Annotated in this window: 22 protein-coding genes; 11 read left to right on the top strand and 11 right to left on the bottom strand. The window is 42.8% G+C overall.

Translation table 11 applies throughout. The annotated features are described in order from the left end of the window. Positions 1 to 48: 48 nt before the first annotated feature. Complete coding sequence (locus AACQ79_RS14110) at positions 49 to 657, bottom strand: hypothetical protein (protein ID WP_017043337.1); 609 nt, start codon at positions 655 to 657, stop codon at positions 49 to 51. Positions 658 to 833: 176 nt separating this feature from the next. Between AACQ79_RS14110 and AACQ79_RS14105 the strand changes: the two genes are divergently transcribed. Beyond that, a complete protein-coding gene (locus tag AACQ79_RS14105) occupies positions 834 to 1,940 on the top strand; it encodes a 1-acyl-sn-glycerol-3-phosphate acyltransferase (RefSeq protein ID WP_026028217.1) in 1,107 nt (368 codons plus the stop codon). Between the two features lie 78 nt (positions 1,941 to 2,018). Here the strand turns inward: AACQ79_RS14105 and AACQ79_RS14100 are convergent, their stop codons facing one another. Then, positions 2,019 to 2,645: a hypothetical protein gene (locus AACQ79_RS14100; protein ID WP_013867989.1), complete on the bottom strand. Its 627-nt coding sequence runs from the start codon at positions 2,643 to 2,645 to the stop codon at positions 2,019 to 2,021. Between the two features lie 121 nt (positions 2,646 to 2,766). Continuing rightward, positions 2,767 to 3,069, bottom strand: a complete 303-nt coding sequence (locus AACQ79_RS14095; RefSeq protein WP_010318562.1) for a YfcZ/YiiS family protein — start codon at positions 3,067 to 3,069, stop codon at positions 2,767 to 2,769. 509 nt (positions 3,070 to 3,578) lie between these two features. Between AACQ79_RS14095 and AACQ79_RS14090 the strand changes: the two genes are divergently transcribed. Next, positions 3,579 to 4,040 (top strand): TetR/AcrR family transcriptional regulator, encoded by a 462-nt coding sequence (locus AACQ79_RS14090; protein WP_170899270.1) that lies wholly within the window; start codon positions 3,579 to 3,581, stop codon positions 4,038 to 4,040. Positions 4,041 to 4,133: 93 nt separating this feature from the next. Here the strand turns inward: AACQ79_RS14090 and nadE are convergent, their stop codons facing one another. Then, positions 4,134 to 4,964 carry an ammonia-dependent NAD(+) synthetase gene (nadE, locus tag AACQ79_RS14085; RefSeq protein WP_170899269.1) on the bottom strand — a complete coding sequence of 277 codons (831 nt, stop codon included), beginning with the start codon at positions 4,962 to 4,964 and terminating at the stop codon, positions 4,134 to 4,136. Between the two features lie 104 nt (positions 4,965 to 5,068). On the opposite strand from nadE, the gene AACQ79_RS14080 reads away from it, so the two are divergent. The 6 genes from AACQ79_RS14080 to AACQ79_RS14055 all read left to right on the top strand — a co-directional run bounded on the left by AACQ79_RS14080 (position 5,069) and on the right by AACQ79_RS14055 (position 10,325). Then, a complete protein-coding gene (locus tag AACQ79_RS14080; RefSeq protein WP_026027468.1) occupies positions 5,069 to 5,581 on the top strand; it encodes a nicotinate-nicotinamide nucleotide adenylyltransferase in 513 nt (170 codons plus the stop codon). Positions 5,582 to 5,621: 40 nt separating this feature from the next. Continuing rightward, complete coding sequence (locus AACQ79_RS14075; protein ID WP_170899268.1) at positions 5,622 to 6,131, top strand: hypothetical protein; 510 nt, start codon at positions 5,622 to 5,624, stop codon at positions 6,129 to 6,131. Positions 6,132 to 6,621: 490 nt separating this feature from the next. Then, positions 6,622 to 7,188, top strand: coding sequence for a diaminobutyrate acetyltransferase (ectA, locus tag AACQ79_RS14070; protein WP_013867982.1), 567 nt, complete (start codon positions 6,622 to 6,624; stop codon positions 7,186 to 7,188). Between the two features lie 11 nt (positions 7,189 to 7,199). Then, positions 7,200 to 8,465 carry a diaminobutyrate--2-oxoglutarate transaminase gene (gene ectB, locus AACQ79_RS14065; RefSeq protein ID WP_170899267.1) on the top strand — a complete coding sequence of 422 codons (1,266 nt, stop codon included), beginning with the start codon at positions 7,200 to 7,202 and terminating at the stop codon, positions 8,463 to 8,465. A gap of 9 nt (positions 8,466 to 8,474) precedes the next feature. Next, positions 8,475 to 8,861 carry an ectoine synthase gene (locus tag AACQ79_RS14060; RefSeq protein WP_170899266.1) on the top strand — a complete coding sequence of 129 codons (387 nt, stop codon included), beginning with the start codon at positions 8,475 to 8,477 and terminating at the stop codon, positions 8,859 to 8,861. A 48-nt stretch (positions 8,862 to 8,909) separates the two neighbouring features. Further along, on the top strand, positions 8,910 to 10,325 hold the full coding sequence (locus AACQ79_RS14055; protein WP_094163265.1) for an aspartate kinase: 1,416 nt from the start codon (positions 8,910 to 8,912) through the stop codon (positions 10,323 to 10,325). Between the two features lie 44 nt (positions 10,326 to 10,369). Here the strand turns inward: AACQ79_RS14055 and AACQ79_RS14050 are convergent, their stop codons facing one another. The 7 genes from AACQ79_RS14050 to proV form a co-directional block, all read right to left on the bottom strand. Beyond that, a complete protein-coding gene (locus AACQ79_RS14050) occupies positions 10,370 to 11,536 on the bottom strand; it encodes a right-handed parallel beta-helix repeat-containing protein (protein ID WP_017048321.1) in 1,167 nt (388 codons plus the stop codon). 200 nt (positions 11,537 to 11,736) lie between these two features. Further along, complete coding sequence (locus tag AACQ79_RS14045) at positions 11,737 to 13,083, bottom strand: magnesium transporter (protein ID WP_170899265.1); 1,347 nt, start codon at positions 13,081 to 13,083, stop codon at positions 11,737 to 11,739. Next, the gene (locus tag AACQ79_RS14040; RefSeq protein WP_013867977.1) at positions 13,080 to 13,646 is read right to left on the bottom strand and encodes a mechanosensitive ion channel domain-containing protein; all 567 of its coding nucleotides are present in this window, start codon (positions 13,644 to 13,646) and stop codon (positions 13,080 to 13,082) included. Before AACQ79_RS14040 ends, AACQ79_RS14045 begins: the two co-directional genes overlap by 4 nt. Before the next feature lie 136 nt (positions 13,647 to 13,782). Continuing rightward, the gene (locus tag AACQ79_RS14035; RefSeq protein WP_013867975.1) at positions 13,783 to 14,313 is read right to left on the bottom strand and encodes a MarR family winged helix-turn-helix transcriptional regulator; all 531 of its coding nucleotides are present in this window, start codon (positions 14,311 to 14,313) and stop codon (positions 13,783 to 13,785) included. 4 nt (positions 14,314 to 14,317) lie between these two features. After that, complete coding sequence (gene proX / locus AACQ79_RS14030; RefSeq protein ID WP_017043349.1) at positions 14,318 to 15,325, bottom strand: glycine betaine/L-proline ABC transporter substrate-binding protein ProX; 1,008 nt, start codon at positions 15,323 to 15,325, stop codon at positions 14,318 to 14,320. Then, positions 15,322 to 16,428, bottom strand: a complete 1,107-nt coding sequence (gene proW, locus AACQ79_RS14025; protein WP_170899264.1) for a glycine betaine/L-proline ABC transporter permease ProW — start codon at positions 16,426 to 16,428, stop codon at positions 15,322 to 15,324. The genes proX and proW overlap by 4 nt, the downstream gene beginning before the upstream one ends. Positions 16,429 to 16,430: 2 nt before the next feature. Next, positions 16,431 to 17,618 (bottom strand): glycine betaine/L-proline ABC transporter ATP-binding protein ProV, encoded by a 1,188-nt coding sequence (gene proV / locus AACQ79_RS14020; RefSeq protein ID WP_013867972.1) that lies wholly within the window; start codon positions 17,616 to 17,618, stop codon positions 16,431 to 16,433. A 339-nt stretch (positions 17,619 to 17,957) separates the two neighbouring features. Here proV and AACQ79_RS14015 point away from each other — a divergent pair, with 339 nt between their 5' ends. The 3 genes from AACQ79_RS14015 (at position 17,958) to speB (ending at position 21,810) form a co-directional block, all read left to right on the top strand. After that, positions 17,958 to 18,782 carry a tetratricopeptide repeat protein gene (locus AACQ79_RS14015; protein WP_235800204.1) on the top strand — a complete coding sequence of 275 codons (825 nt, stop codon included), beginning with the start codon at positions 17,958 to 17,960 and terminating at the stop codon, positions 18,780 to 18,782. 187 nt (positions 18,783 to 18,969) lie between these two features. Then, positions 18,970 to 20,880 carry an arginine decarboxylase gene (gene speA / locus AACQ79_RS14010; RefSeq protein WP_026027469.1) on the top strand — a complete coding sequence of 637 codons (1,911 nt, stop codon included), beginning with the start codon at positions 18,970 to 18,972 and terminating at the stop codon, positions 20,878 to 20,880. Next, the gene (speB, locus tag AACQ79_RS14005) at positions 20,881 to 21,810 is read left to right on the top strand and encodes an agmatinase (RefSeq protein ID WP_013867969.1); all 930 of its coding nucleotides are present in this window, start codon (positions 20,881 to 20,883) and stop codon (positions 21,808 to 21,810) included. Positions 21,811 to 21,818: the final 8 nt, after the last annotated feature.

The following is a 21,818-nucleotide window of genomic DNA, read 5'->3' as shown; positions in this document are numbered from 1 at the left end:
TAGGGATTAATCATTCAGCCAGTAAACAATCCATTTTTAAGCGAAAAATTACAAATTTCGCCCGAGAACTAAAAGCGCAAGTTGTTGGCACTCTTGTTCATTTCCTTGGAAAAGCTCATCGACGATTTGGTTCAGCTTGATGCCAGACAGTTTGCGCTTTTGTGCCTCACGAACACGTAGTGCTATTTGACATTCAATTGGTAGCTCACTTACTTGATGTGGTTGCCACGCTGATAGCTTTTCGCTGAAGTTGTTTAACGATAATTTGGGTTTAAAATGCGTGGCTTCACTTTTTAGTACATGAAGAAGGTGCGAATAGATTTCATCGTTAGGTTGACATTGACTCAGGTGATCACAAGCGGCTTGGCTCAGTTCAGATAAGGTGACGTAACCCGCTTGATGGGAAAAATCGGCGGTTAAACGTACTGAAAAATCGACACGCTGCCACTGCGTATTAGGAAAAATAGTCAGCGAGCATAAACAGTCAAAAGGGATCCAAAAACTCTGCTTTGCTTCAACTGAATATTCATGTTTGCCAAGTTTACACAGTACTAATCCGCTCATTACTCGAATCAAACTGTGTTTGATGACTTTCTTGCGAGGGGTGACAACTAAGTTAGCAGACAGTAAGGCTTCAAATTGAATCGCGTAGTTCATGGTACTTCTCACTGATTTTGGGGCGCTAAGAGTACCTTGTCTCACAGAAAATGCCAAATATGCGAACTAAAATCACCTTATTCTGGTCTGACCTTAGTGAATCTGTTACGACTGTAGCTGCGAGCTACGTCAACTATGCGTAGAATGAGCCAGCTTTTTATTTGATGTATGAATATATGACCACCACAACTGATCCTTATGTAGATATCCGTCCTTACAACGACGATGAGATTCCAGCGGCTATTGACCGTTTAATCAATGATGAAGAATTTATCTCAGCTATTTTGCAACATCGTTTTGACAAACGATCTGCTTGGCTAAAATCGATACTGAGCCCTTTTGTAAAAGCATACTTAAAGTTTAAATGGGCCAAACTCACGTCCGTGGAAGCAATCCAACTTGAAGTGAAGAAATACCTCACAAAAACACTAGAATCAACGACACAAGGTGTCACCTTCAGTGGTCTCGATAAATTGGATAAACAGACGGCTTATTTATTTATTTCGAACCACCGTGATATCGCGATGGACCCAGCATTGGTCAATTATGGTCTGTATATGTCTGGGCATAAAACTGTGCGTATTGCGATTGGTGATAACTTATTGAAAAAGCCTTGTGCTACAGAGCTGATGCGTCTTAATAAGAGCTTTATTGTGAAACGCTCGGCTAAAGGCCCGCGCGAGATGATGAAAGCGCTCAGTACCTTATCTGCTTACATTAAACACTCACTTGAAACTGGAAATTCTATCTGGATAGCGCAAAAAGAGGGACGAGCAAAAGATGGTAACGATTTTACCGATCCGGCCATTTTGAAAATGTTCCATGTGGAAGGGCGCAAGCAGAAAATAGAGTTTGCTCAGTATATTCAATCGCTCAAAATTGTCCCGGTCGCGATTTCATATGAAAACGATCCGTGTGATATGGCCAAAGCGTGTGAGTTATATGAAAAAGCGACGCATGGGCGTTATGAAAAAGGGGAATTTGAAGATATTGAAAGCATTGTCCAAGGTATTGTCGGTGAGAAAGGCCGAGTGCATGTTGGCTTTGGTGAAGTGATTACTCAAGCATTTGAAACGCCAGAAGCATTGGCGCAAGAGATCGATCGCCAAATTCACGCAAACTACAAATTATTCCCGATCAATAAGTTAGCGGCTGGGATAGAAAGTAGTGATATCACGCCAGATATCCGCGCTCACTTAGAAAGCAAGCTGACCCAAATCCCTGAAGGGGCACAGCGCTATTTACTCGATAGCTACGCCAACCCAGTAAAGAATCAGCAATAATCATTAAACGATGAAGAGAGGAGCTCACGGCTTCTTCTCTTCTCTTCTCTTCTCTTCTCTTCTCTTCTCTTCTCTAGCCTATCTTGCGACCGCGCCGCCAAGGGTCAGTTTGCTTGGCCATTTACTGATGACATTACCTCCCAAATAAATATTACCATTGACGGTCATCGTGTCAGGAAATTCGGTGATTTTGGAACCGCCAATAAACAAACTCCCTTCCACGACTAAACCTTCGGGCAATTGGGTTAATGGCGTTCGAATTACGCTCAAATCCCCCTTGACTAAGAGATTCGCAGGCAGCGTTTCAAGCGGTGTATCCGTGAAATTCAGGTAACCACCGACCTTGATTCTCATTGGCCACGATTTGATTTTACTACCCAGTAAGTTCGCATAACCACGAATGGTGGTACCTTTTGGAATATTCTCTAGCAAGCTATTAGATGCTTCTAAACTACCCTGCACATTCAAGCCCTTAGGCAGGGATTTTATCGATGTCTTAGCAATATTTAGGTTGCCTTTGAGCGTGAGATTTTCGGGTAGTGTTGTGTAGGGTTTATTACGCAAATAGAGATTGCCATAATTATCAAGGTGGTTAAGGATTTGATATTGATCGAGCGGCTGTGACCATGCACAAGAGGCATAGAGAAGGTTGCATAATGTTAGTAAAAGCGAAAACTTATTCATAAAGCCTGCAGATGAAGACACGATACCTAGAGTATCGGCAGATTACGGTTAAGCTTCAATAATGCATTGCCTAGGATGAGAAAGCAAAGTGCTTGGGCGATAAAAAAGCGAGCCATGATTAGGCCCGCTAAGAGCAATTAGATTAACGAGCCAAAGAGCGCGACTTCAGTTCAAAAATAAGTTTTTCGGCACTGACTTCAAATTTGAAACGTGCATGCAATTCAGTAGAGTTATCGTCTAACGGTGAAACTTCAAACTCAACATTATCTGAAACCTGTTTGGCAAGAGCGAGGTACTTCTCAAATTCAGCTTCTAGCTGAGCTTTGTTGGGAGCCATGACCATCACTTCGGCAACTTCATCACCTTCTTTGATAATAAAGCCAATTTCGCCAGCGCAGCCACATGCTTCGCAGACTTGGATATCAACGTCTTTTTCGATACTCATTGTGAATCCTCTAGTAAATGTATGGACATTCTAACGGGCAAATCGTTTATCAGCCACAAAAAGCCAATCAGGTTTGCGGTAAATCGCGTCTTATTTTGGTTGTTCGAAAGTTTTTAGCCATCGTTATGAATTAATGAGTGTGATACTGCTCAAATAATCACTAGTTTTTGTGTCATAAATTTGTCAGAACAGTGTTCAGTTCGTTGCGAATTGTTGACGATTGTACGATTATTCGGTTGAAACAATTATTAATATTATAAATTGCGCTTCATCCATTAGTGGTGATGACTAATAAACTGGAAATTTAAGTTTCATTAGTGATAGCTAAAGGAGTGACAGTAACAAGCCAGTAGATAACGCTTTTAACAAGATAATTCTGGTTTGAATTTACTGTTTTAAGGGATGGTTTTTTAGACAGAAAATGCCATACCACGAGGGGTGATTCGCGAAACGGCACTATCATCGCAATTGAGTTAGATGGATTAATAAAAAAGAGAAGAGTCTGGACCATGCCAAAGCGTAGTAAAGAAGATACTGAAATCACCATTCAGAGAATAATGGATGCTGTTGTCGATCAGTTATTGAGACTGGGTTACGACAAAATGTCGTATACCACGTTGAGTCAGCAAACAGGGGTTTCACGAACGGGGATTAGCCACCATTTTCCAAAGAAAACCGATTTTACGGCCGCTTTAGATGGGCGGATTTTTAAGCTGTTTGTTGAGCATTTAGATTTTGAAAATGACCTTTCAAGCTTTTCAGATAGCTGGATAAATGCGCTGGAAAATGCACAATTTTTGGCTATTTTGCGTTTATTATTTCATCATGTTGTGACGACTGAAAATGCGGATGAATTTGCAGCAAACGGTGTTGATCGGTTATACAAAACGGTGGCTGTACAGTTTGGCAAAGAGAGCGCAAGGGAGCTTGAGTGGCTGATTGGTAAATCACTGATTAAAATGAGTCAATAATTTGGCACTTTGTGCAAGCTTGTATTGTCGACTTTAACACTAAAGCCAACTGAGAAGTTGGCTTTAGTGCTTTTTATAGAGAGATTGTGTCGATCAGTCGTACAACGTTGGGATCGGTTGACGTTTATGCTGAGTTGCTGTGTAAATCGCGACAAGACGGTCAATCACGTGCTGTGAAACAGGCTTCCCTTCTAAAAAATCATCGATTTGGTCATAACTTAAGTTTAACGCATCTTCATCTGCTTTTTGTGGTGCGAGCTCTTCTAAATCCGCGGTGGGTGTTTTTTGAACCAATTGCTGTGGTGCGCCTAATTGAGCCGCTACCGCGCGCACTTGACGTTTACTCAAGCCAAAAAGTGGTGCTAAATCACACGCGCCATCACCAAATTTAGTATAAAAACCGGTGATGTTTTCTGCGGAATGATCCGTGCCGAGTACTAACGCACCAACAAAACCTGCAATTTCGTACTGCGCGACCATGCGAGCGCGCGCCTTTACATTTCCCTTCACGAAATCAATTTTGGCACTGTCAGTTGGAGTTAAGCTTGTGCCTTGTAGCGCATCAAGAGAGGCTGAGTGCAGGCCATCTACACCCGCTTTAATATTGACCGAAATTGAGTGTGTAGGTTGAATGAAGGAGAGAGCAAGCTGCGCTTCATCCTCATCTTTTTGTTCGCCATAGGGCAAACGAACGGCGATAAACTGATAGTCGTTAACAGCGTATTCTTGGTTGAGTTGTGCCACGGCGAGCTGGGCTAGACGGCCGCACGTTGTTGAGTCGACGCCACCACTGATGCCAAGCACTAAAGACTTACAACCAGATTCAACCAATTTGCGTTTAATAAACTCAACGCGCCGTTCAATTTCATAAACAGGGTCAATGGATGAGAGAACACGCATCTCATCACGGATCATTTGTTCCATTAGGGTTCCTTTTCCTGCAAGCAATATAAATCTTTGGTGTATCATACCGAAATCATCAGATTAGAAAACCGAGAAAATGGTTTTCAGACTTGAATAGGATTGCTATGACTAAAATTGCCGTCTTTGGGAGTGCTTTTAACCCTCCGAGCTTAGGACATAAAAGTGTGATTGAATCGCTAAGCCATTTCGATTTAATTCTGTTGGTACCGAGCATTTCACACGCTTGGGGTAAGCAGATGCTCAGTTATGAGATCCGTTGTGAACTTATTGATGCTTTTATTCGTGATTTGCAGTCAGATAAGATACAACGCTCAATAGTCGAAGAGGAACTGCAACAGCCCGGGCAGAGCGTCACAACTCACGCTGTTTTGTCATTACTGCAAAAACAATCACCTGATGCTGACATTACTTTTGTAATGGGCCCGGATAATCTGTTCAATTTTGCGAAATTCTATAAAGCTCAAGATATCTTGCAACGCTGGTCAGTCATGGCCTGTCCTGAAAAAGTCGCGATTCGTAGTACTGATATTCGTCAGCGGTTAGCTGAAAATTTAGACATTACCGATTTAACGACTATCTCTGTTAGGAAAATCTTGCAGCAAAGAAAACTTTACTAGACAATCCACGCCCTTTTCGTGGTCGGAGCTGTTTGCATTCATGAAGTTAAATGTGGCTGTTTGTGCGTTAATCATGTTTTCGTCGCTGACGGAAGCTTGCGATCTCTATTCCGGTTCATTATTAACGCCAGAGTTAGAATTAACACTAGGTTCAGATAGTAGCCCAGCAATGTTACCCGCATCGGGCGTCTGCTTTTCTATATTAGATAGTATGGGTTACGCATCGAAACAACTGTTGGCTTTAGGTTTATTTGAAGAATCTCCAGCCGACTCTTCTTACTGGGCCGATTGGTTTTTAAAAGCCGATTCGGATCCCCTGTTTACTCAGAAATTGGCCACAAGCTACATTGGCTTTGGAGTCTGGATACCCTCTGAATTGCTTGACGAGCAAAGTGATATGTCAACCGAAGAGTGGTTAATGAGTCACGGCTTACAGCTAAGTATCGGTTTTGGCGAGAAAAAAGCGGGTGAGCCGCGCATGCGTTTTGACTATCGTTGGCATGAAGATTTCGACAGCGTTGTCATGATGCAAATTGAAGTTCCCTTCTAACGTTTTCCCTCAGTAAACAAATTCTCTCAGAAAACAAAAAAGCCAACCGCAATATTCGCGATTGGCCTATGTAAATTGTGAACAAAGAGTATTCACTAACAACGTCAGTTGGCTAGGTGACCCTCGGCTTAAGAAGGGTCGATATAGTTATTGCAGCATACGTGCCAAGTTTTATAGCGCTTAGTTGCTATTGTTTCCTTGTTTTTTCAAACTTCACCAAGAAAATTTTTGCAGGCTGCAAATGCAAACTGCAAAAACGACTCAGATTGCTAATGCCGCTAGGTTCAATCACATTCGCTCTGTTACCTTACTTTTATTTGATTACACATCTAACTAATTGGTTCTTTTTTAGTTAAATGTCCAAACTTATTTATTCGTTTTAAATCAGCACTCTATATCTATTGTTGCTATTTTTTTGAATTTTTTGGTTGAATTTTCCATTTGTACTGTTAGTTTATATAGAGATTTTTAATTAGAGCTCTAACTATTTATGTGGCAGGCAATGATTACAGCAGCACCTTGGGTTGCATACCCGGAAATTATGCAAACAAAGACAGAACAATGGACGTTTCGTACCCCTAATCAAGCCGACGGGCAGCGTGTACATGATTTGATTGGGCTATGCCCTCCCTTAGATGAAAACTCCTCATACTGTAATTTCCTACAAGCGATTCACTTTCAAGAGACTTGCATCTTAGCGGAAAGAAATGGCGAAACCGTGGGGTTTATTTCTGCCTATTTAAAGCCTGACAATTCTGATGAATTGTTTATTTGGCAAGTGGCCGTGCATCCAAATGCTCGTGGGCTAGGGCTTGCCTCACATTTGTTACATGAATTGCTCGCTCGTGACGTTATGGCTGATGTTCGTGTATTGGAAACGACTATCACGAAAAACAATCAAGGTTCATGGAGCCTCTTTAAGAAGTTTGATCGAGCACATGGCGAGCAAGGAGAGGTATCGACCTTTCTCGATCAAACTCGTCACTTTGAAGGAGAGCATGATACCGAGTATTTGTACCGTATTCCGCTCAAACCTCGTTCTAACTTAACAGGATAACTATCATCGTTATGGACATTTTTAAAAAGAAAGAATCAAACGTGCAATCTTATGCCAATCACTTTCCCGTGGTTTTCTCTACGGCAAAAGGGAGCTGGCTATTTACCGATTCTGGTGATCGCTACTTAGATTTTTTGGCTGGAGCTGGTTCGTTAAATTATGGTCACAATAACGCCCTCTTTAAGCAGGCGCTATTGGAGTACATTGATAAAGACGGCATTACTCACGGCTTGGATATGCACTCCTCTGCCAAGGCTGAGTTCCTCGCGGTATTTGAAAGTCTCATTCTTGAACCAAGAAACCTCGACTACAAAGTGCAGTTTACTGGTCCAACTGGGACTAATGCTGTAGAGGCGGCAATGAAGCTGGCCAGAAAAGCCACGGGTAGAAGTAATATTGTGGCTTTCACTAACGGCTTTCATGGTTGCTCTTATGGCGCACTTGCCGCAACTGGAAATCAACATCATCGAGGCGGCGCTGGGCTTAGCTTAGGTTGCGTGACGCGGCTCCCTTATGATGGCTATGCCAATATTGATGGCCTGTCGCTATTTGAAAATATGCTGAATGACAACTCATCGGGTTTAGACAAACCGGCTGCGGTATTATTGGAGGTTGTTCAAGGCGAAGGTGGCTTAAATTGCGCGTCCAACGAGTGGTTGCAACGCTTAAGTCGTCTCTGTAAGAAAAACGACATTTTGTTTATCGTTGACGATATTCAAGCTGGTTGTGGACGTACGGGAACCTTTTTCAGTTTTGAGCCATCAGCAATAAAACCAGATATAGTGACGCTATCGAAATCGCTCAGTGGTTATGGGTTACCTATGGCGATTGTGTTGCTGAAACCTGAGTTAGATGTGTGGAAACCGGGAGAGCACAACGGAACCTTTCGCGGTAATAATCACGCCTTTGTAACCGCTACAAAAGCGCTGGAAACCTATTGGTCAAATGATGATTTTACCACTCATATCGCACATCGAGCCAAGCAAGTGACGCATGTCATTCAAACCACACTGCGTCGTTTCCCCACACTGTTTAACCGCCACAAAGGGCGTGGACTAATGCAAGGCATTGAATGCAGCAGTGGTGAGATCGCCCATAAAATTGCTCGTCGTTGTTTTCAACTAGGGATGGTGATTGAAACCGCAGGCCCAAATGACGAAGTAATTAAGTTTTTCTGCCCACTTACTATCACAGAAACCGAACTTGACCAAGGTTTAGATATTTTTGCACAAGCGGTAGAAGAGCTAGCCTCTCAGTTAATTAAAAAAGCATCTTAGGAATAAAAAATGATTGTTAGAACATTAGAAGAGTGTCGCCAAAGTGAGCGCCGGGTTGTTGCTCAAACTTGGGAAAGCGTTCGTATGCTGCTGAAAGATGACAATATGGGTTTTTCATTTCATATCACGACTATCTTTAAAGGCGGCGAGACCCATATTCACTATCAAAACCATTTGGAATCAGTGTATTGCATGTCAGGTGAAGGGGAAATCGAAGTGATAGGAGGGGAAACTTACCCGATAAAACCTGGCACTTTGTACATCCTTGATCAACATGATGAGCACTATTTAAGAGCTCATTCTGGTGCAGATATGGTTATGGCATGTGTTTTCAACCCACCGCTGACCGGAGCTGAAACGCATGATGAAAAAGGTGTTTACCCAATCATTGAGTAATCACTCGCGACGATTCACTGCATTCAATTTAAAAGAAAAGGAGATCCCATGTCTTACACCGTAGAAAAAATCGGTGGAACATCAATGAGCGCTTTTGATGCTGTGCTCGACAATATTTTACTAAGGCCTCATCACCCTTATGATCGAGTGTTTGTGGTATCAGCGTATGCAACCATTACCGATGCTCTACTGGAATGCAAACGCACTGGCAAGCCCGGCATTTACCAGATGATCGCGAAACATGATACGCAATGGCAAGAAGCCATGTACCAACTTGAACAGCGCATGTTGCTGATTAATGAGCATTTGTTCGCCGATCCGATGAGTCGTATTCGCGCGGATAAATTTATTCGTTCTCGGATCTCAGAAGCAGTCAACTGCATTAATAATATTCTAGAAACGTGTCAATACGGGCAGTTTTCATTGCGTCAGTATTTGCCTCAGGTGCGAGAATTTTTATCTTCAATAGGCGAGGCTCATAGTGCCTATAACACCAGTTTGAAGCTAAAAACTCTTGGGATTAATGCATGCTTCATTGATCTCTCCGGGTGGAATAATGGGCAAGCAGGAAGCTTAGATGAGGTGATTTTGACTGCCTTCGAAGACATTGATGTAGCAACGCAATTGCCAATCGTGACTGGCTACGCCTACTGTAATGAAGGATTAATGAAAACCTATGATCGTGGCTATAGTGAAATGACCTTTAGCCGCATTGCTGCATTAACCAACGCAACGCAAGCGATCATCCATAAAGAGTATCACTTAAGCTCCGCAGACCCGAGAATTGTAGGCGCGGATAAGGTTAGCCCGATGGGATTGACGAACTTTGACGTAGCAGACCAACTGGCTAATTTAGGTATGGAAGCGATTCATCCGAATGCGGCAGCTGGGCTGCGTCAGCAGGGGATTGAACTCAGAATCAAAAATACGTTCGAACCAGAGCATAAAGGTACTCTCATTTCCAATGTTCATAAGCCTCAGAACAATAAGGTAGAGATTATTGCGGGCAAGGACAAAGTGTTCGCCTTGCATATTTTTGACCAAAGCATGGTCGGGAAAATTGATAATGCCAGTTATGAATTGATGGAAGTGATCGCCGAAGCTAAGGTACATCTCGTTGGTAAAGAGATGAATGCAAACTCGATGACGTATTACCTCAGTGGCAGCAGCGATAACTTAAACCACGTGTTGTACAAAATAGAGAAGCGCTACCCGAATGCATCCGTATCAGGAAAAATGGTCGCCCTCATTTCCGCAATCGGTGCATCAATGAACACCAACAACGCATTAACGCAAGGTATGCAAGCGTTAGTTAACGCAAAAATTAGCCCTATTGCCGCTCACTCGTCGATGCGTAATGTCAATGTACAATTCGTAGTAGAAGACAACGATTACAATCGCGCGATTTGTGTTTTACATGATGTGTTGATTGCGAAACCGCTATCTTCAAGAAAGGCAGCCTAACAAAGATGAAGTAAGGTTACTTTAGTAACCTTACTTCATCTGAATTATTGAATAGGTGAAGATAACTCAATGTTGTCAGTTAGAATGACCTCTGGTGCTGCGAGTGAGTTAAAAAATCCAACATTTTTTGGTAGCTGATATATATTGTTTTTTATGACGGAAAATATAAATTTCTTCTCACCATTAGTTAGCATATTTATTATATTATAATATTTATTATTTGAACCATAGACTGACATATCTACATTTACAAAAGTGTTTAGTGCTATTAATATACCAGATACATATTTACTATCAACTAATTCCCCTGGAATGTCTGAAACAATTCTAATTCCACCTTTAGCATTGATTATTTGATTTTTACTGAATGTTAAATTATTCCAGTTTATTGCTTCATTGATATTATGAATTGAGTTTGGATAAGCATTTAAAACAAACTTCCCTATGTTATTAAATACATTATTTTTAACTATGAATTTTGAGTAGTAGTTCATTTCTATAGCTGAGCCATGAATTTCACTAAAAATATTACTTTCTATCACGGCTTGAGATACTGGCTTACGTGATGATAGTTTTAGGCCACCTTTCATGTTAGAAAAAAGATTATGTTTAAAAGTGATATCCTCCGTCCCACCAAAGTCGTTACTCCAAACGTGTGTAGTAGTAACTTGTGTTACATTATGAAAGATATTTCCTTGAGCTAAAAAGTGTCTGGAATTTATTTTTTCTCCTGAGGGGTGACTCCTAGATGAGGTTACGCGTAATGCTGCATCACCAAAATTATAGAATCTGCTATTTAATATTGCAGAGTTTTGGGTCCCTGAAAATAATACGCCTTGTTCTCCCCACACAACGTTAGTATTGTCACTATCAATGTAAGGTTGAGTTGTTAAGCCCCAGAATGATATATTCTCTATGGTGACTCTTTCTGAGTCTATTATATAAATAATGTATTCATCATTGAAAGATGGACATTTTTTAAATTCTACCAAACCACTTCCTATTATTTTAATGTTTTTAATGTTTTTAATGTTTATTTTTGAACATATATCATAAGTTCCAGTTTTGAGACTAACGGTAGAACCAGGTGGGGAATTCATAATCATATTTTCAATGGATTTAGAATCGTCAATACCATCATTGGGTATTGCTGCATTTACGTATGCTGTAGATAAAATAAAAATTAAGATATAAAAAACACTTCTAATCATAATAGTAATCTCCAATTTTAAGAATGGAAATTATAATTTTATTGTGGATTTTATAACAGACCGAATGTTTAATTCCACTCTAACTTACTAGAATATTTTAATTTTCTAGTAAGTTAGTTTATTCAATTGTCTGAAATGACATGCCTTTCCTGTTTAAAGTTGCCGTTTTTGATGTAAGCCGCTTCAAGCGGTTTGGAAAGCTACAACATCACTAAACTTGCTGTGCCCAAGAAGGCAAAGAAGCCAACCACATCCGTTACTGTGGTTAAGATGACAGAGCCCGCTAATGCTGGGTCAAGCTTAAACTTATCAAGCGTGATCGGGATGAGTACCCCAAACAGCGCGGCGGTAATGATATTTACGACAATGGCTAGTGAAATGGTGGCGCCAATCATCGCTGACTGGAACCAGAGCCCTGCCAAGGCACCAATGATCAACGCCCATAACAAACCGTTAATGGAACCAATACCAATTTCATTTTTGAGCAACGCAAAACGGTTACCCGGTGTAATTTGGTTCAATGCCATGGCACGTACCATCAAGGTTAAGGTTTGACTTCCCGCAATACCGCCCATCGAGGCAACAATTGGCATCAACACCGCTAACGCGACAACTTGCGAGATGACAGTTTCAAACATACCTATAGTGACCGAAGCGAGGATGGCGGTCAGCAGGTTGATCCCGAGCCAAAGGCCTCGTTTTTTGGAACTTTTAATGATGGGTGCAAATAAGTCATCTCCTTCATCCATACCTGTACCTGCCATTAAGCGCGATTCGTAAATCTCTCGTTGTGTACTCAGGGCAAATTGCCAGTCAATTTCACCCACTAAGATTTCATGGTTATCAATGATGGCGACAGTCGGCAATTCGGAATGTTCTAACGCTTCTACTGCTTCAGAAAGTGACTGGTGAGCATTCAGCGTAAAGAGATCATCTTGCTTGATGTTTTTCAGTAAAGTTTTGCTTTCAGCAAGCAAAATTTCTGTATAACTCACGATACCTTGGAATTTTTTTGCTTTGTTGATCAAATAGATATGTTGTGGAGAGTCATAATGATATTTCTCCAATAGTATCTTGGCTTTGTCGACACTGATGCTGAAAGGCAAGGTATACACTTTACGGTTTGCCCAGTGGCCAACTTCAGTATCTTCATAGGCATTGGCTTGATCATACAATTCAAGCTCGTCGCGACTAATTAAGCGCAGCGCTTCACTGATGATTTCATCAGGCAGAGAATCGGCCCATTCGAGTAGAGATAAGTTATCGAGTTTGGCGAGAGTCAGTTTTAGTTCTATTTCTGACAGTGCGTTGATGATAGAAAAACGTACTTCAGCACGCATCTCTGTCAGTACATCAATGTGTAGCTCTAAGGGTAGGCTACGCCACAGACGTACCCGCTGCTCGACAGGAAAAGCTTCTAAGATGATTGCGATCGAGCTTTCATCAAGCCCACTTTCCACGTACTCGCCGAGTAAGTCGATTTGTTGCTGCTCATCGGCTTTTGAAATCGTTTCAATATGCAGTGAAAGGTCTTGATATTCGTTCAACGTTTTACTCCGATAGGAAGTTGTTTCTTCTCGATTTTTTTCACGGCTTTTTCTGGAGTTTTGTTTAATACAATTACAGGGCGAACAATAAAGAGGTTGTTTGGATAGAGCACTGTATTGCCATCAACATTCTCTAATACGACATTGAGTAGATTCATGTCGACGATTTTACCTTCAACAAAATTTGCGCCATCCACCACTCGCACCCATAAACCGATGCGACAGTGGTTTTGTACAAATAAAACCAGAAATGAGGTGACGTTGCTCAGCAAAGACCAACCTGCAAACAAACCGACGCCAAGCAATGCAAAAAGTGATGAGCCAACAACCAATAACCCACGCAGTTCCACGCCCCACATCATTAGCAGAGTCAACACTAACACCAAGAAAAGTAAGGTCTTCACCAGCCAACGTGCTCGTTTAAGCCGATGAATATCGACTTTGCCTATGACCATATTCTCAAACCATCGCACGGTGTAGCTGGCTGTTTTAGGATAAATAAGCAACGCCATGATCGTGATGATCCATTGATAATTTTTTTGAAATAAGTCTAAGTATTCCATGACGAATCAGAAAAAGGAGATTTGGTTCAAAATAACCGAAATTCAGTCAATTACAACCTCTAATCTGGCTGAGATTGATAATTGGAATTGGGTTGAGAAAAAAGTAACCAATTTGCTTTAGTCGGTCGAATAAAAACTAGAGAGGGTCATCGGGTTCTAGACTAGACAATAGCGTCGATGCTTCTATTTCTGGTGTTTTCATCATCATCGATAACCGCTGTAAAGTGGAGAGAATGAGAGTTTGTTCCCATGCGTTTAACGCCTGAAATTGTTCAATAAAGCTATCTTTTAGCAGTGTGGGTGCTTTGAGTAATAATTCATCTCCTGTTGGGGTCAACAATGCATGAACTTTACGTTTATCTTGTTGATCTCGCTCTCGAATGATCAGTGCGCGCTTTTCTAAGCGATCCAAAATGCTGGTCGCTGTAGCTTGGCTCATATTAGTATGATCGGAGAGTTGCTTTATGGTCATATCGGCCGAGTTTTGGATCGCACGCATTAACAATAGTTGGGGGCTAGTGAGGCCAAAATCTTTGTTTATTTTTTTGGAATGGAGATCTGTCGCACGAATAATTTGGCGTATAGCGACCAGTACTTCTTCATGAATATCCAATACTTTCCTCCTTGAAAATAAGCAGAGCCACCCTTTTGATATGGGTGGCTCCATATTCTTACTTCGCTGCTTCTTTGGCGGTTTTTATCCACGAATCGAATTCAGATTGGTGAGCTTTTATCCAACCATTGGCATGAGCTTCAATATCTTTGGCAGAGTTTTTACCTTTACTCATGATCATGTTTTGCGCACTGATATCATTAATATTCAACTTCATGATTTCAAAAAGTTTTGCTGCGGCTGGGTTTTCTAGAGCGAATTTTTTATTGGCGACAATCAGCATACTGTTCATCTCAAAGCCGAAGTTCTTTCCGTTGGGTAGGGTTGTATCGATATTTTTGCGCTCACCAGGTAGGGCAGAGAAAGGGACTTCAAGCCAGGTGACATCTTTACCAGGGACCAAAACCCCACTCACCCAATAAGGTGTCCAAGTGTAATAAAGGATAGGGTCGCCTTTTTTGTAGCGTGAAATTGTATCGGCAATGATAGCGGCATAGTTACCCTGGTTGTGAGTAACGGTCGGTCGTAAACCGTAGGCGGTTAAGTGCTCCTCAATCACCATCTCACAACCCCAGCCGGGTGTGCAGCCAGTTAAGTCTGCTTTACCATCGCCATTTGCATCAAACAGCTTGGCGATTTTAGGGTCTTTTAACTGAGCAATATTGGTAATACCGTATTTATCTGCCGTTTTTTTATCAATCAAGTAGCCTTGTGCTGCTCCTGATATATATTGACCTTTTCGATAGAACTTGGCGTCGCCGCCCGCCATCGAGTATTTGTCGGCGTGTAAAGGAAACCACCCAACGGCGAGATAGGTTGCATCGCCTTCGGCAATCGAAGTATAAGCCACGTTGTAGTCGACTTCTTTGGTCGGTTTGACATCGTACCCCAGCGCTTCCATCGCTTTGTTCACGATGAGAGTTTGAAATGTTTCTTCAGCCACTGTCGATTGTACGGGTTGTACACTAATACCTTTGCCAGGAAGTTTATCAGCCCAAGCGCTGATGGGTAATGCCGCCGATGCGATTAAACTGGTTGAGATTAACGTCTTCCATGCGTAATTCATTTCTGTTCTCCTAGATTGTTGGCACTCTGATGAGTCAGTTTTTGCTTCAGTAAATAAAAGGGTGAGATAGGGCCGGTTTGATACCAGCGTACTTTTTGATCGCGATTTTCTGTACCGATATGCTGAGTTAGGCGATCAAGTAAGATGGCGAGAATGACAATGCCAAGTCCCCCCACGGCAGCGAGTCCCATATCAAGTCGGCCAATACCACGCAAAACCATTTGCCCTAAGCCACCGACAGCAATCATGGAGGCAATTACAACCATCGACAGCGATAGCATCAGTGTTTGGTTGACACCGGCCATAATGGTCGGCATGGCTAGTGGTAACTGAATACGGTAGAGCATCTGTTTTGGGCTTGCGCCGAATGCATGGCCTGCTTCGATAAGCTCTTCGGGAACTTGTTGAATACCTAAGATGGTTAAACGAACAATCGGTGGCAGGGCGAAAATAATGGTTACCACCACGCCAGGTACGTTGCCAATTCCGAACAGCATCACGATCGGGACTAAATACACGAATGCGGGCGTGGTTTGCATCGCATCCAAAACGGGGCGGATGAATTTTGCAGCCGTTTGATTTCTGGCCAGCCAAATCCCAAGTGGCAAGCCAATCAATAGGCAAAAGAATACCGAGGTCATGACCAAGGCGAGGGTGACCATTGCTTGTGACCACGCTCCGATTAATCCAATCGTAATCAGCGAGGCTAATGAAGCGATACCCATTTTAGGTCCAGCAAGTTGCCATGTGATCAAAAATAAAATCAACAACATCACAGGCGCTGGCGTTGAAACTAACGTGGTTTCAAATGAACTTAAAATAAAATCAACAGGTACTCTGACAGCTTGAAATAATGGCCTACCGTGTTCCACTAACCAACCCAGCCCGGTTTCAACCCAGTGATCAAAGGGGATAATTGCATCTTGAAATGGGTGCAGCCAATCGAAAGGCGCGGGAGCGTCGGTTGCGCCATTTAACCAATCACTTGCTGTAGTTGGGGATGCAGTAGTCGCTGACCAAGGATCGCTGCTGACAGGCGTTTGCGCGGTAGACGCCCATGGGTCAAGCGCCTCTGTGGATTGAATGTTGGTTTCCGTTGTCATAATTATTCCCTATCCAAAGTCTGCAATAAGCGTGATTTGGTGATCACGCCGTAATAATTTCCCTGCTGATCGACAACAGGCACGGCGTAGGGGACTTCAGCCACTTGGCTGATTAATTCACTAACAGACAGCTCCGGATCAACCGTCACAATGTCAGGCAGTAGTGCCGCGCTAAGCGATGTTTGTTGCTTGAGAGCTTGTTTCAGAGAGTCGAGCGACACAATGCCAGAGTATTTATTCGTACGGTCAACTACAATTCCGTAGTCTCGGTCATGATCCATCAGTAACTGCATTGCTGCAGCCGGGCCATCATTGTCGTGTTTTTTAAAAACGGCCGCGGGTTTTTTACGGGCAATGTCTTTAGCTGAAAAAACACTGGCAACATTAACGCCACGAAAGAATGAACTGACGTAATCGTTAGCAGGATGATGCAATATTTCATCGGGCGTGCCCGTTTGTACGACGATGCCATCTTGCATGATGGCGATACGGTCACCAATTCTCATTGCTTCATCAAGGTCATGAGAAATAAAAACGATGGTTCGCTTATCATCATTTTGCAGGCGGATTAGTTCATCTTGCATTTCGGTGCGGATTAACGGGTCGAGTGCGGAAAATGCTTCGTCCATTAACAAAATGTCAGGGTCGTTGGCGAGTGCACGAGCCAAACCAACGCGTTGTTTCATCCCACCCGATAACTCATCAGGGAATGACTCACAGTAGGCGTCTAAGCCAACCCGAGCGAGCGCTTCTTTTGCACTTTTATTACGTTCATGAGCCACCACTCCTGATAATTCTAAGCCAAAGGCAGCGTTTTCAAGAACGGTCATATGTGGCATGAGTGCGAAGTTCTGAAATACCATTGAGATATTTTTACGTCTTACATCGCGCAGCTCTTGCTCTGAAATATGAGCAATATCCTTACCCTTCAGTAAAACACTTCCTTGGGTTGGCTCAATCAGGCGGTTCAACAATCGAACTAAAGTGGACTTGCCCGAACCGGACAAACCCATAATGACAAAAATCTCCCCTTCATTGATTGAAAGAGACACATCCTTGACCCCAACAGTGAGCCCGGTTTGCTCGAAAATTTGGTCCTTATCCAACCCTTTTTCTAACAGCGGGAAAGCTTGTTGCGGAGTCTCTCCAAATACCTTGTAGAGGTTCTTAACTTCTAACACGGGTGACATGATTTACATCCTTTGTTCTTCATGGCTATTTAATGTTTAGCCGTAAATATGTATAGTACACTAAACATTAATTTGACGGTTTTCAAGTTTTAACCCAGTTGTCATTAGCTATTTTGCCATTAACTTACTGATTTTTTATATCAAAAATAAATTTAAAAAAACAAAAAATAGTTTGAGTTAAAATGGTTATATGTGGATGACAGGCCAGAGAAATTTGGGTCCATAGGTGTGCAGATTTGAAAATGGCGACGAATAAATCGACAACGTGTCTGATGAAAGAGGTAGAGAGTGAGAAAAATAAATGAGCAACCGATTGTGCTGCAATTATTGCCGCTATTCTTGTTCCTGATAGTGCTAACGTCTTTCCCAACGCTGGCACAGGAAGAGCCCTATTCTGAATCACCAATACTGGATCGTCCTTTGGTTGAGCGCTACATATTGGATGAGTTGAAAGCGTTAAGACAAGATCAACAAGATCTTGAACGGCGACTCACGATTCAAATTACCGACAGAGAACTGTCCGTTGCAGACAAGTCACTGAATTACTCGAATGTGACGGTGACCTATTTTTTCTATGTCATCGCTGGTGTTGCCTCATTAGTTGCATTAATTGGTTGGCAGTCACTTAAAGAAGTGAAGCACAACACGCGTGAGCTGGCCGATAAACGGCTAAATCAAATTGCGCAGGAATATGAGAAAAAATTCCTCGCCTTGGAGCGAGATCTTAAGCGCAAAACACGCATCATTACCGAAAACAACCGTGAAATTGAAATTATTAATGAAATCCATAACTTATGGTTGAGAGCGCAAAGTGTCCAAACACCAGAGCAGCGTATTGAAGTGTATGACGAAATTTTAAAAATCCGTCCCGGAGATTTGGAAGCGTTGACATACAAAGCAGATGCTGCGATGGAAATTCGGGAATACTACTGGGCACTGAGTCTCTGTAATCGCGTGCTAGAGTTAGATGATGCTAATGCGCCAGCCTTGTACCAACGAGCATGTGCGTATGCGCGTATCGGAGCCGAAGAACAAGCGATTGAGGATTTACAAAGAGCCACGGAAATTAGCGCTTCATTGCGAGATTTAATTGCAGAAGAAGCTGATTTAGAAGGGCTACACGGCAATAAGAAGTTTGACGAGCTTATCAGTAGCAACATTTGATTTTGTATTAAATTTCATCCACTTTTTATAGCGAACTGGTGATAATCAAACGTAATCTTAACGACAAATTATTATCATTAGACACACATACGCTTTTAACCGTTAATGCGCCTGACGTTACAGGCGTCAAGTCGTGATATCAGACTTTCTGATTCACTTTTTACTCTCTGTTTTTGTGAGATTAGATGTGGAACAACCATCCAAATTAGATCGCGTTCGCGCTGACTACAATGTTCATTATTGGAGCCAAGGCTTCTTCGGTATTGACAATCAAGGCGAAGTTTATGTTTCGCCGCGCCATGATAAGGCGCACCAAACCCCCTTGAGTTCGATCGTAAAGCAGCTTGAAGCGCGTGATTTAAATTTGCCTGTGCTTGTACGTTTTCCGCAGATCCTGCATCAACGCGTACATAACATCTGTGACGCCTTTAATCAGGCGATTGAAGAATACCAATATCCAAACAACTACCTGTTGGTCTACCCAATCAAAGTGAACCAACAAAAAGAAGTGGTGGATGAGATTTTAGCCAGCCAAGCGCAGCTAGAGACTAAACAGCTTGGATTGGAAGCGGGCAGTAAGCCAGAATTATTGGCGGTATTGGCTTTAGCCCAACAAGCAAGTTCAGTGATTGTATGTAACGGCTACAAAGACAGAGAGTACATTCGTCTGGCCCTGATTGGTGAAAAGCTTGGCCATAAAGTATTCATCGTTTTGGAAAAATTGTCTGAGCTGGATCTCGTGCTGAAAGAAGCGAAAAGCCTAGGCGTGAAACCACGTTTAGGGCTCCGTATTCGTTTAGCTTCTCAAGGCGCGGGGAAATGGCAGGCGAGTGGCGGTGAAAAATCGAAGTTTGGGCTCTCTGCATCTCAAGTGTTGACCGTTATCGAACGCCTTAAAAAAGAGCAGCAACTAGAAGCGTTGCAACTGGTGCATTTCCACTTAGGTTCGCAAATGGCGAATATTCGTGATGTGCGTAATGGCGTGAACGAAGCGGCGCGTTTTTACTGCGAGCTGCGTGATATTGGTGCGGAGATTGACTTTTTCGATGTGGGTGGCGGTTTGGCGGTGGACTACGACGGTACACGCAGTCAATCATCCAACTCGATGAACTATGGTTTAGCTGAATATGCACGCAATATCGTAAGCACGGTGAGCGATGTGTGCCAGTTATATAGTCAGCCAAGGCCAGTCATTATTTCTGAATCAGGTCGCTCGATTACCGCGCACCACGCCGTACTTATTACTAATGTTATTGGTACAGAAGCGTATTACCCAGAAGAGATTCCAGAAGTCGGTGAAGAAGCTCCGGTATTGCTACAAAACATGTGGCGTAACTGGCAAAGCTTAAGTGAAGGCTCTGATGCGCGTGCACTGATTGAAATTTACAACGATACGCAAAGCGATCTGTCGGAAGCGCACAACCAGTTTTCGACTGGCGTTATTAACCTTCAGCATCGTGCTTGGGCTGAACAGCTATCTCTGCGCATTTATCACGAACTGACACTGCAAATGAGCACCAAAAACCGCTTCCATCGTCCTATTTTGGATGAACTGAATGAGCGTTTGGCGGATAAGTTTTTTGTTAACTTTTCATTGTTTCAATCATTGCCAGATGCGTGGGGAATCGACCAAGTTTTCCCTGTGTTGCCATTGTCTGGCCTTGAAAAAGTGGAAGATCGCCGCGCCGTGATGCTGGATATCACCTGTGATTCTGATGGTGCCATCGAGCAGTACGTCGAGGGGCAAGGTATTGAAACGACGCTGCCAGTGCCAGCATGGAATGCCGATGAACCGTATTTGATGGGATTCTTCCTTGTAGGGGCCTATCAAGAGATCTTAGGCGATATGCATAACCTATTTGGCGACACACACAGCGTGGTGGTGAACATGGCAGAGAATGGCGAAACCGAAATCGTATCGATCAACGAAGGAGACACGGTTGAAGATATGATGCGCTATGTCCATATTGATGTGGATGCCATCCGTAAAAACTACCGCGAATTAGTTAGCCAGCGTGTGGCGGTTGAAGAACAAGAAAATGTATTGCAAGAGCTTGAGCAAGGCTTGAGCGGTTATACCTATCTAGAGGATTTCTAAATGAATGATTTGTTTACTAAAACTGATTATTCCCTGTATTCCAATGCGATGACGTTTGTACGTCGTCCTTATGTTAAAGACCCAGTAAGTGCAGATGCCGATGTCGTGGTACTGGGCGTACCTTTGGATATGGCTACATCAGGTCGCCCAGGGGCGAGAATGGGTCCAGATGCGATTCGTCGCGCTTCAGTGAACCTTGCATGGGAAGGTAAAAAGTTTCCTTGGAACTTTAACTTGTTCCAAGATACCAAAGTGATCGACGCGGGTGATTTGGTGTTTGATTGTGGTGACGCTGAAGATTTCACTTATCGCTTAGAAGCGGCGACTAGCGAAATTCTAAAAAGTGGCAAAACCATGCTTGCTTTAGGTGGTGACCACTTTATCACGCTGCCTATATTGCGCGCTTATGCCAAATATTATGGCGAAATGGCATTGATTCACTTTGATGCTCATACAGACACCTATGCCAATGGCAGCGCTTATGATCACGGCACTATGTTCTATCATGCGCCGAAGGAAGGGTTAATCTCAGCCAAGCATTCTGTGCAAGTGGGTATTCGTACCGAATACAAACAGGAAGGGCACGGTTTTAATGTCATCAATGCGATGCAAGCGAATGATATGTCAGTGGAAGAGATCGTCGCTAATATTCGTCAAACTATTGGTGATAAACCCGTATACCTAACGTTTGATATTGACTGCTTAGATCCCGCTTTTGCTCCTGGAACGGGTACGCCAGTATGTGGTGGATTGAATTCCGATAAAGTGCTGAAAATCATTCGTGCATTGGCCGGTATTAATTTGGTGGGAATGGATGTTGTTGAAGTTTCTCCTCCGTACGATCAAAGTGAGCTAACGGCTTTGGCTGGTGCGACAATTGCTCTAGAGCTGCTTTACGTTTGGGCTTCTAAGCCAAACGTGGCGTCATAAAAAATAAG

This window comes from Vibrio sp. 3-2(1) (assembly GCF_963887575.1).
Classification (GTDB): domain Bacteria; phylum Pseudomonadota; class Gammaproteobacteria; order Enterobacterales; family Vibrionaceae; genus Vibrio; species Vibrio anguillarum.
The sequence above is the reverse complement of the archived record's forward strand: the minus strand, read 5'-3'. Positions and strand labels throughout refer to the sequence as shown.

Bases quoted from the DNA above. Each gene is read 5' to 3' on its own strand.
- AACQ79_RS14110 (WP_017043337.1), bottom strand. From the start codon at position 657: ATGAACTACGCGATTCAATTTGAAGCCTTACTGTCTGCTAACTTAGTT.
- AACQ79_RS14105 (WP_026028217.1), top strand. From the start codon at position 834: ATGACCACCACAACTGATCCTTATGTAGATATCCGTCCTTACAACGAC.
- AACQ79_RS14095 (WP_010318562.1), bottom strand. From the start codon at position 3,069: ATGAGTATCGAAAAAGACGTTGATATCCAAGTCTGCGAAGCATGTGGC.
- AACQ79_RS14090 (WP_170899270.1), top strand. From the start codon at position 3,579: ATGCCAAAGCGTAGTAAAGAAGATACTGAAATCACCATTCAGAGAATA.
- nadE (WP_170899269.1), bottom strand. From the start codon at position 4,964: ATGGAACAAATGATCCGTGATGAGATGCGTGTTCTCTCATCCATTGAC.
- AACQ79_RS14080 (WP_026027468.1), top strand. From the start codon at position 5,069: ATGACTAAAATTGCCGTCTTTGGGAGTGCTTTTAACCCTCCGAGCTTA.
- AACQ79_RS14075 (WP_170899268.1), top strand. From the start codon at position 5,622: ATGAAGTTAAATGTGGCTGTTTGTGCGTTAATCATGTTTTCGTCGCTG.
- ectA (WP_013867982.1), top strand. From the start codon at position 6,622: ATGTGGCAGGCAATGATTACAGCAGCACCTTGGGTTGCATACCCGGAA.
- ectB (WP_170899267.1), top strand. From the start codon at position 7,200: ATGGACATTTTTAAAAAGAAAGAATCAAACGTGCAATCTTATGCCAAT.
- AACQ79_RS14060 (WP_170899266.1), top strand. From the start codon at position 8,475: ATGATTGTTAGAACATTAGAAGAGTGTCGCCAAAGTGAGCGCCGGGTT.
- AACQ79_RS14055 (WP_094163265.1), top strand. From the start codon at position 8,910: ATGTCTTACACCGTAGAAAAAATCGGTGGAACATCAATGAGCGCTTTT.
- AACQ79_RS14050 (WP_017048321.1), bottom strand. From the start codon at position 11,536: ATGATTAGAAGTGTTTTTTATATCTTAATTTTTATTTTATCTACAGCA.
- AACQ79_RS14040 (WP_013867977.1), bottom strand. From the start codon at position 13,646: ATGGAATACTTAGACTTATTTCAAAAAAATTATCAATGGATCATCACG.
- AACQ79_RS14035 (WP_013867975.1), bottom strand. From the start codon at position 14,313: ATGGAGCCACCCATATCAAAAGGGTGGCTCTGCTTATTTTCAAGGAGG.
- proX (WP_017043349.1), bottom strand. From the start codon at position 15,325: ATGAATTACGCATGGAAGACGTTAATCTCAACCAGTTTAATCGCATCG.
- proW (WP_170899264.1), bottom strand. From the start codon at position 16,428: ATGACAACGGAAACCAACATTCAATCCACAGAGGCGCTTGACCCATGG.
- proV (WP_013867972.1), bottom strand. From the start codon at position 17,618: ATGTCACCCGTGTTAGAAGTTAAGAACCTCTACAAGGTATTTGGAGAG.
- speB (WP_013867969.1), top strand. From the start codon at position 20,881: ATGAATGATTTGTTTACTAAAACTGATTATTCCCTGTATTCCAATGCG.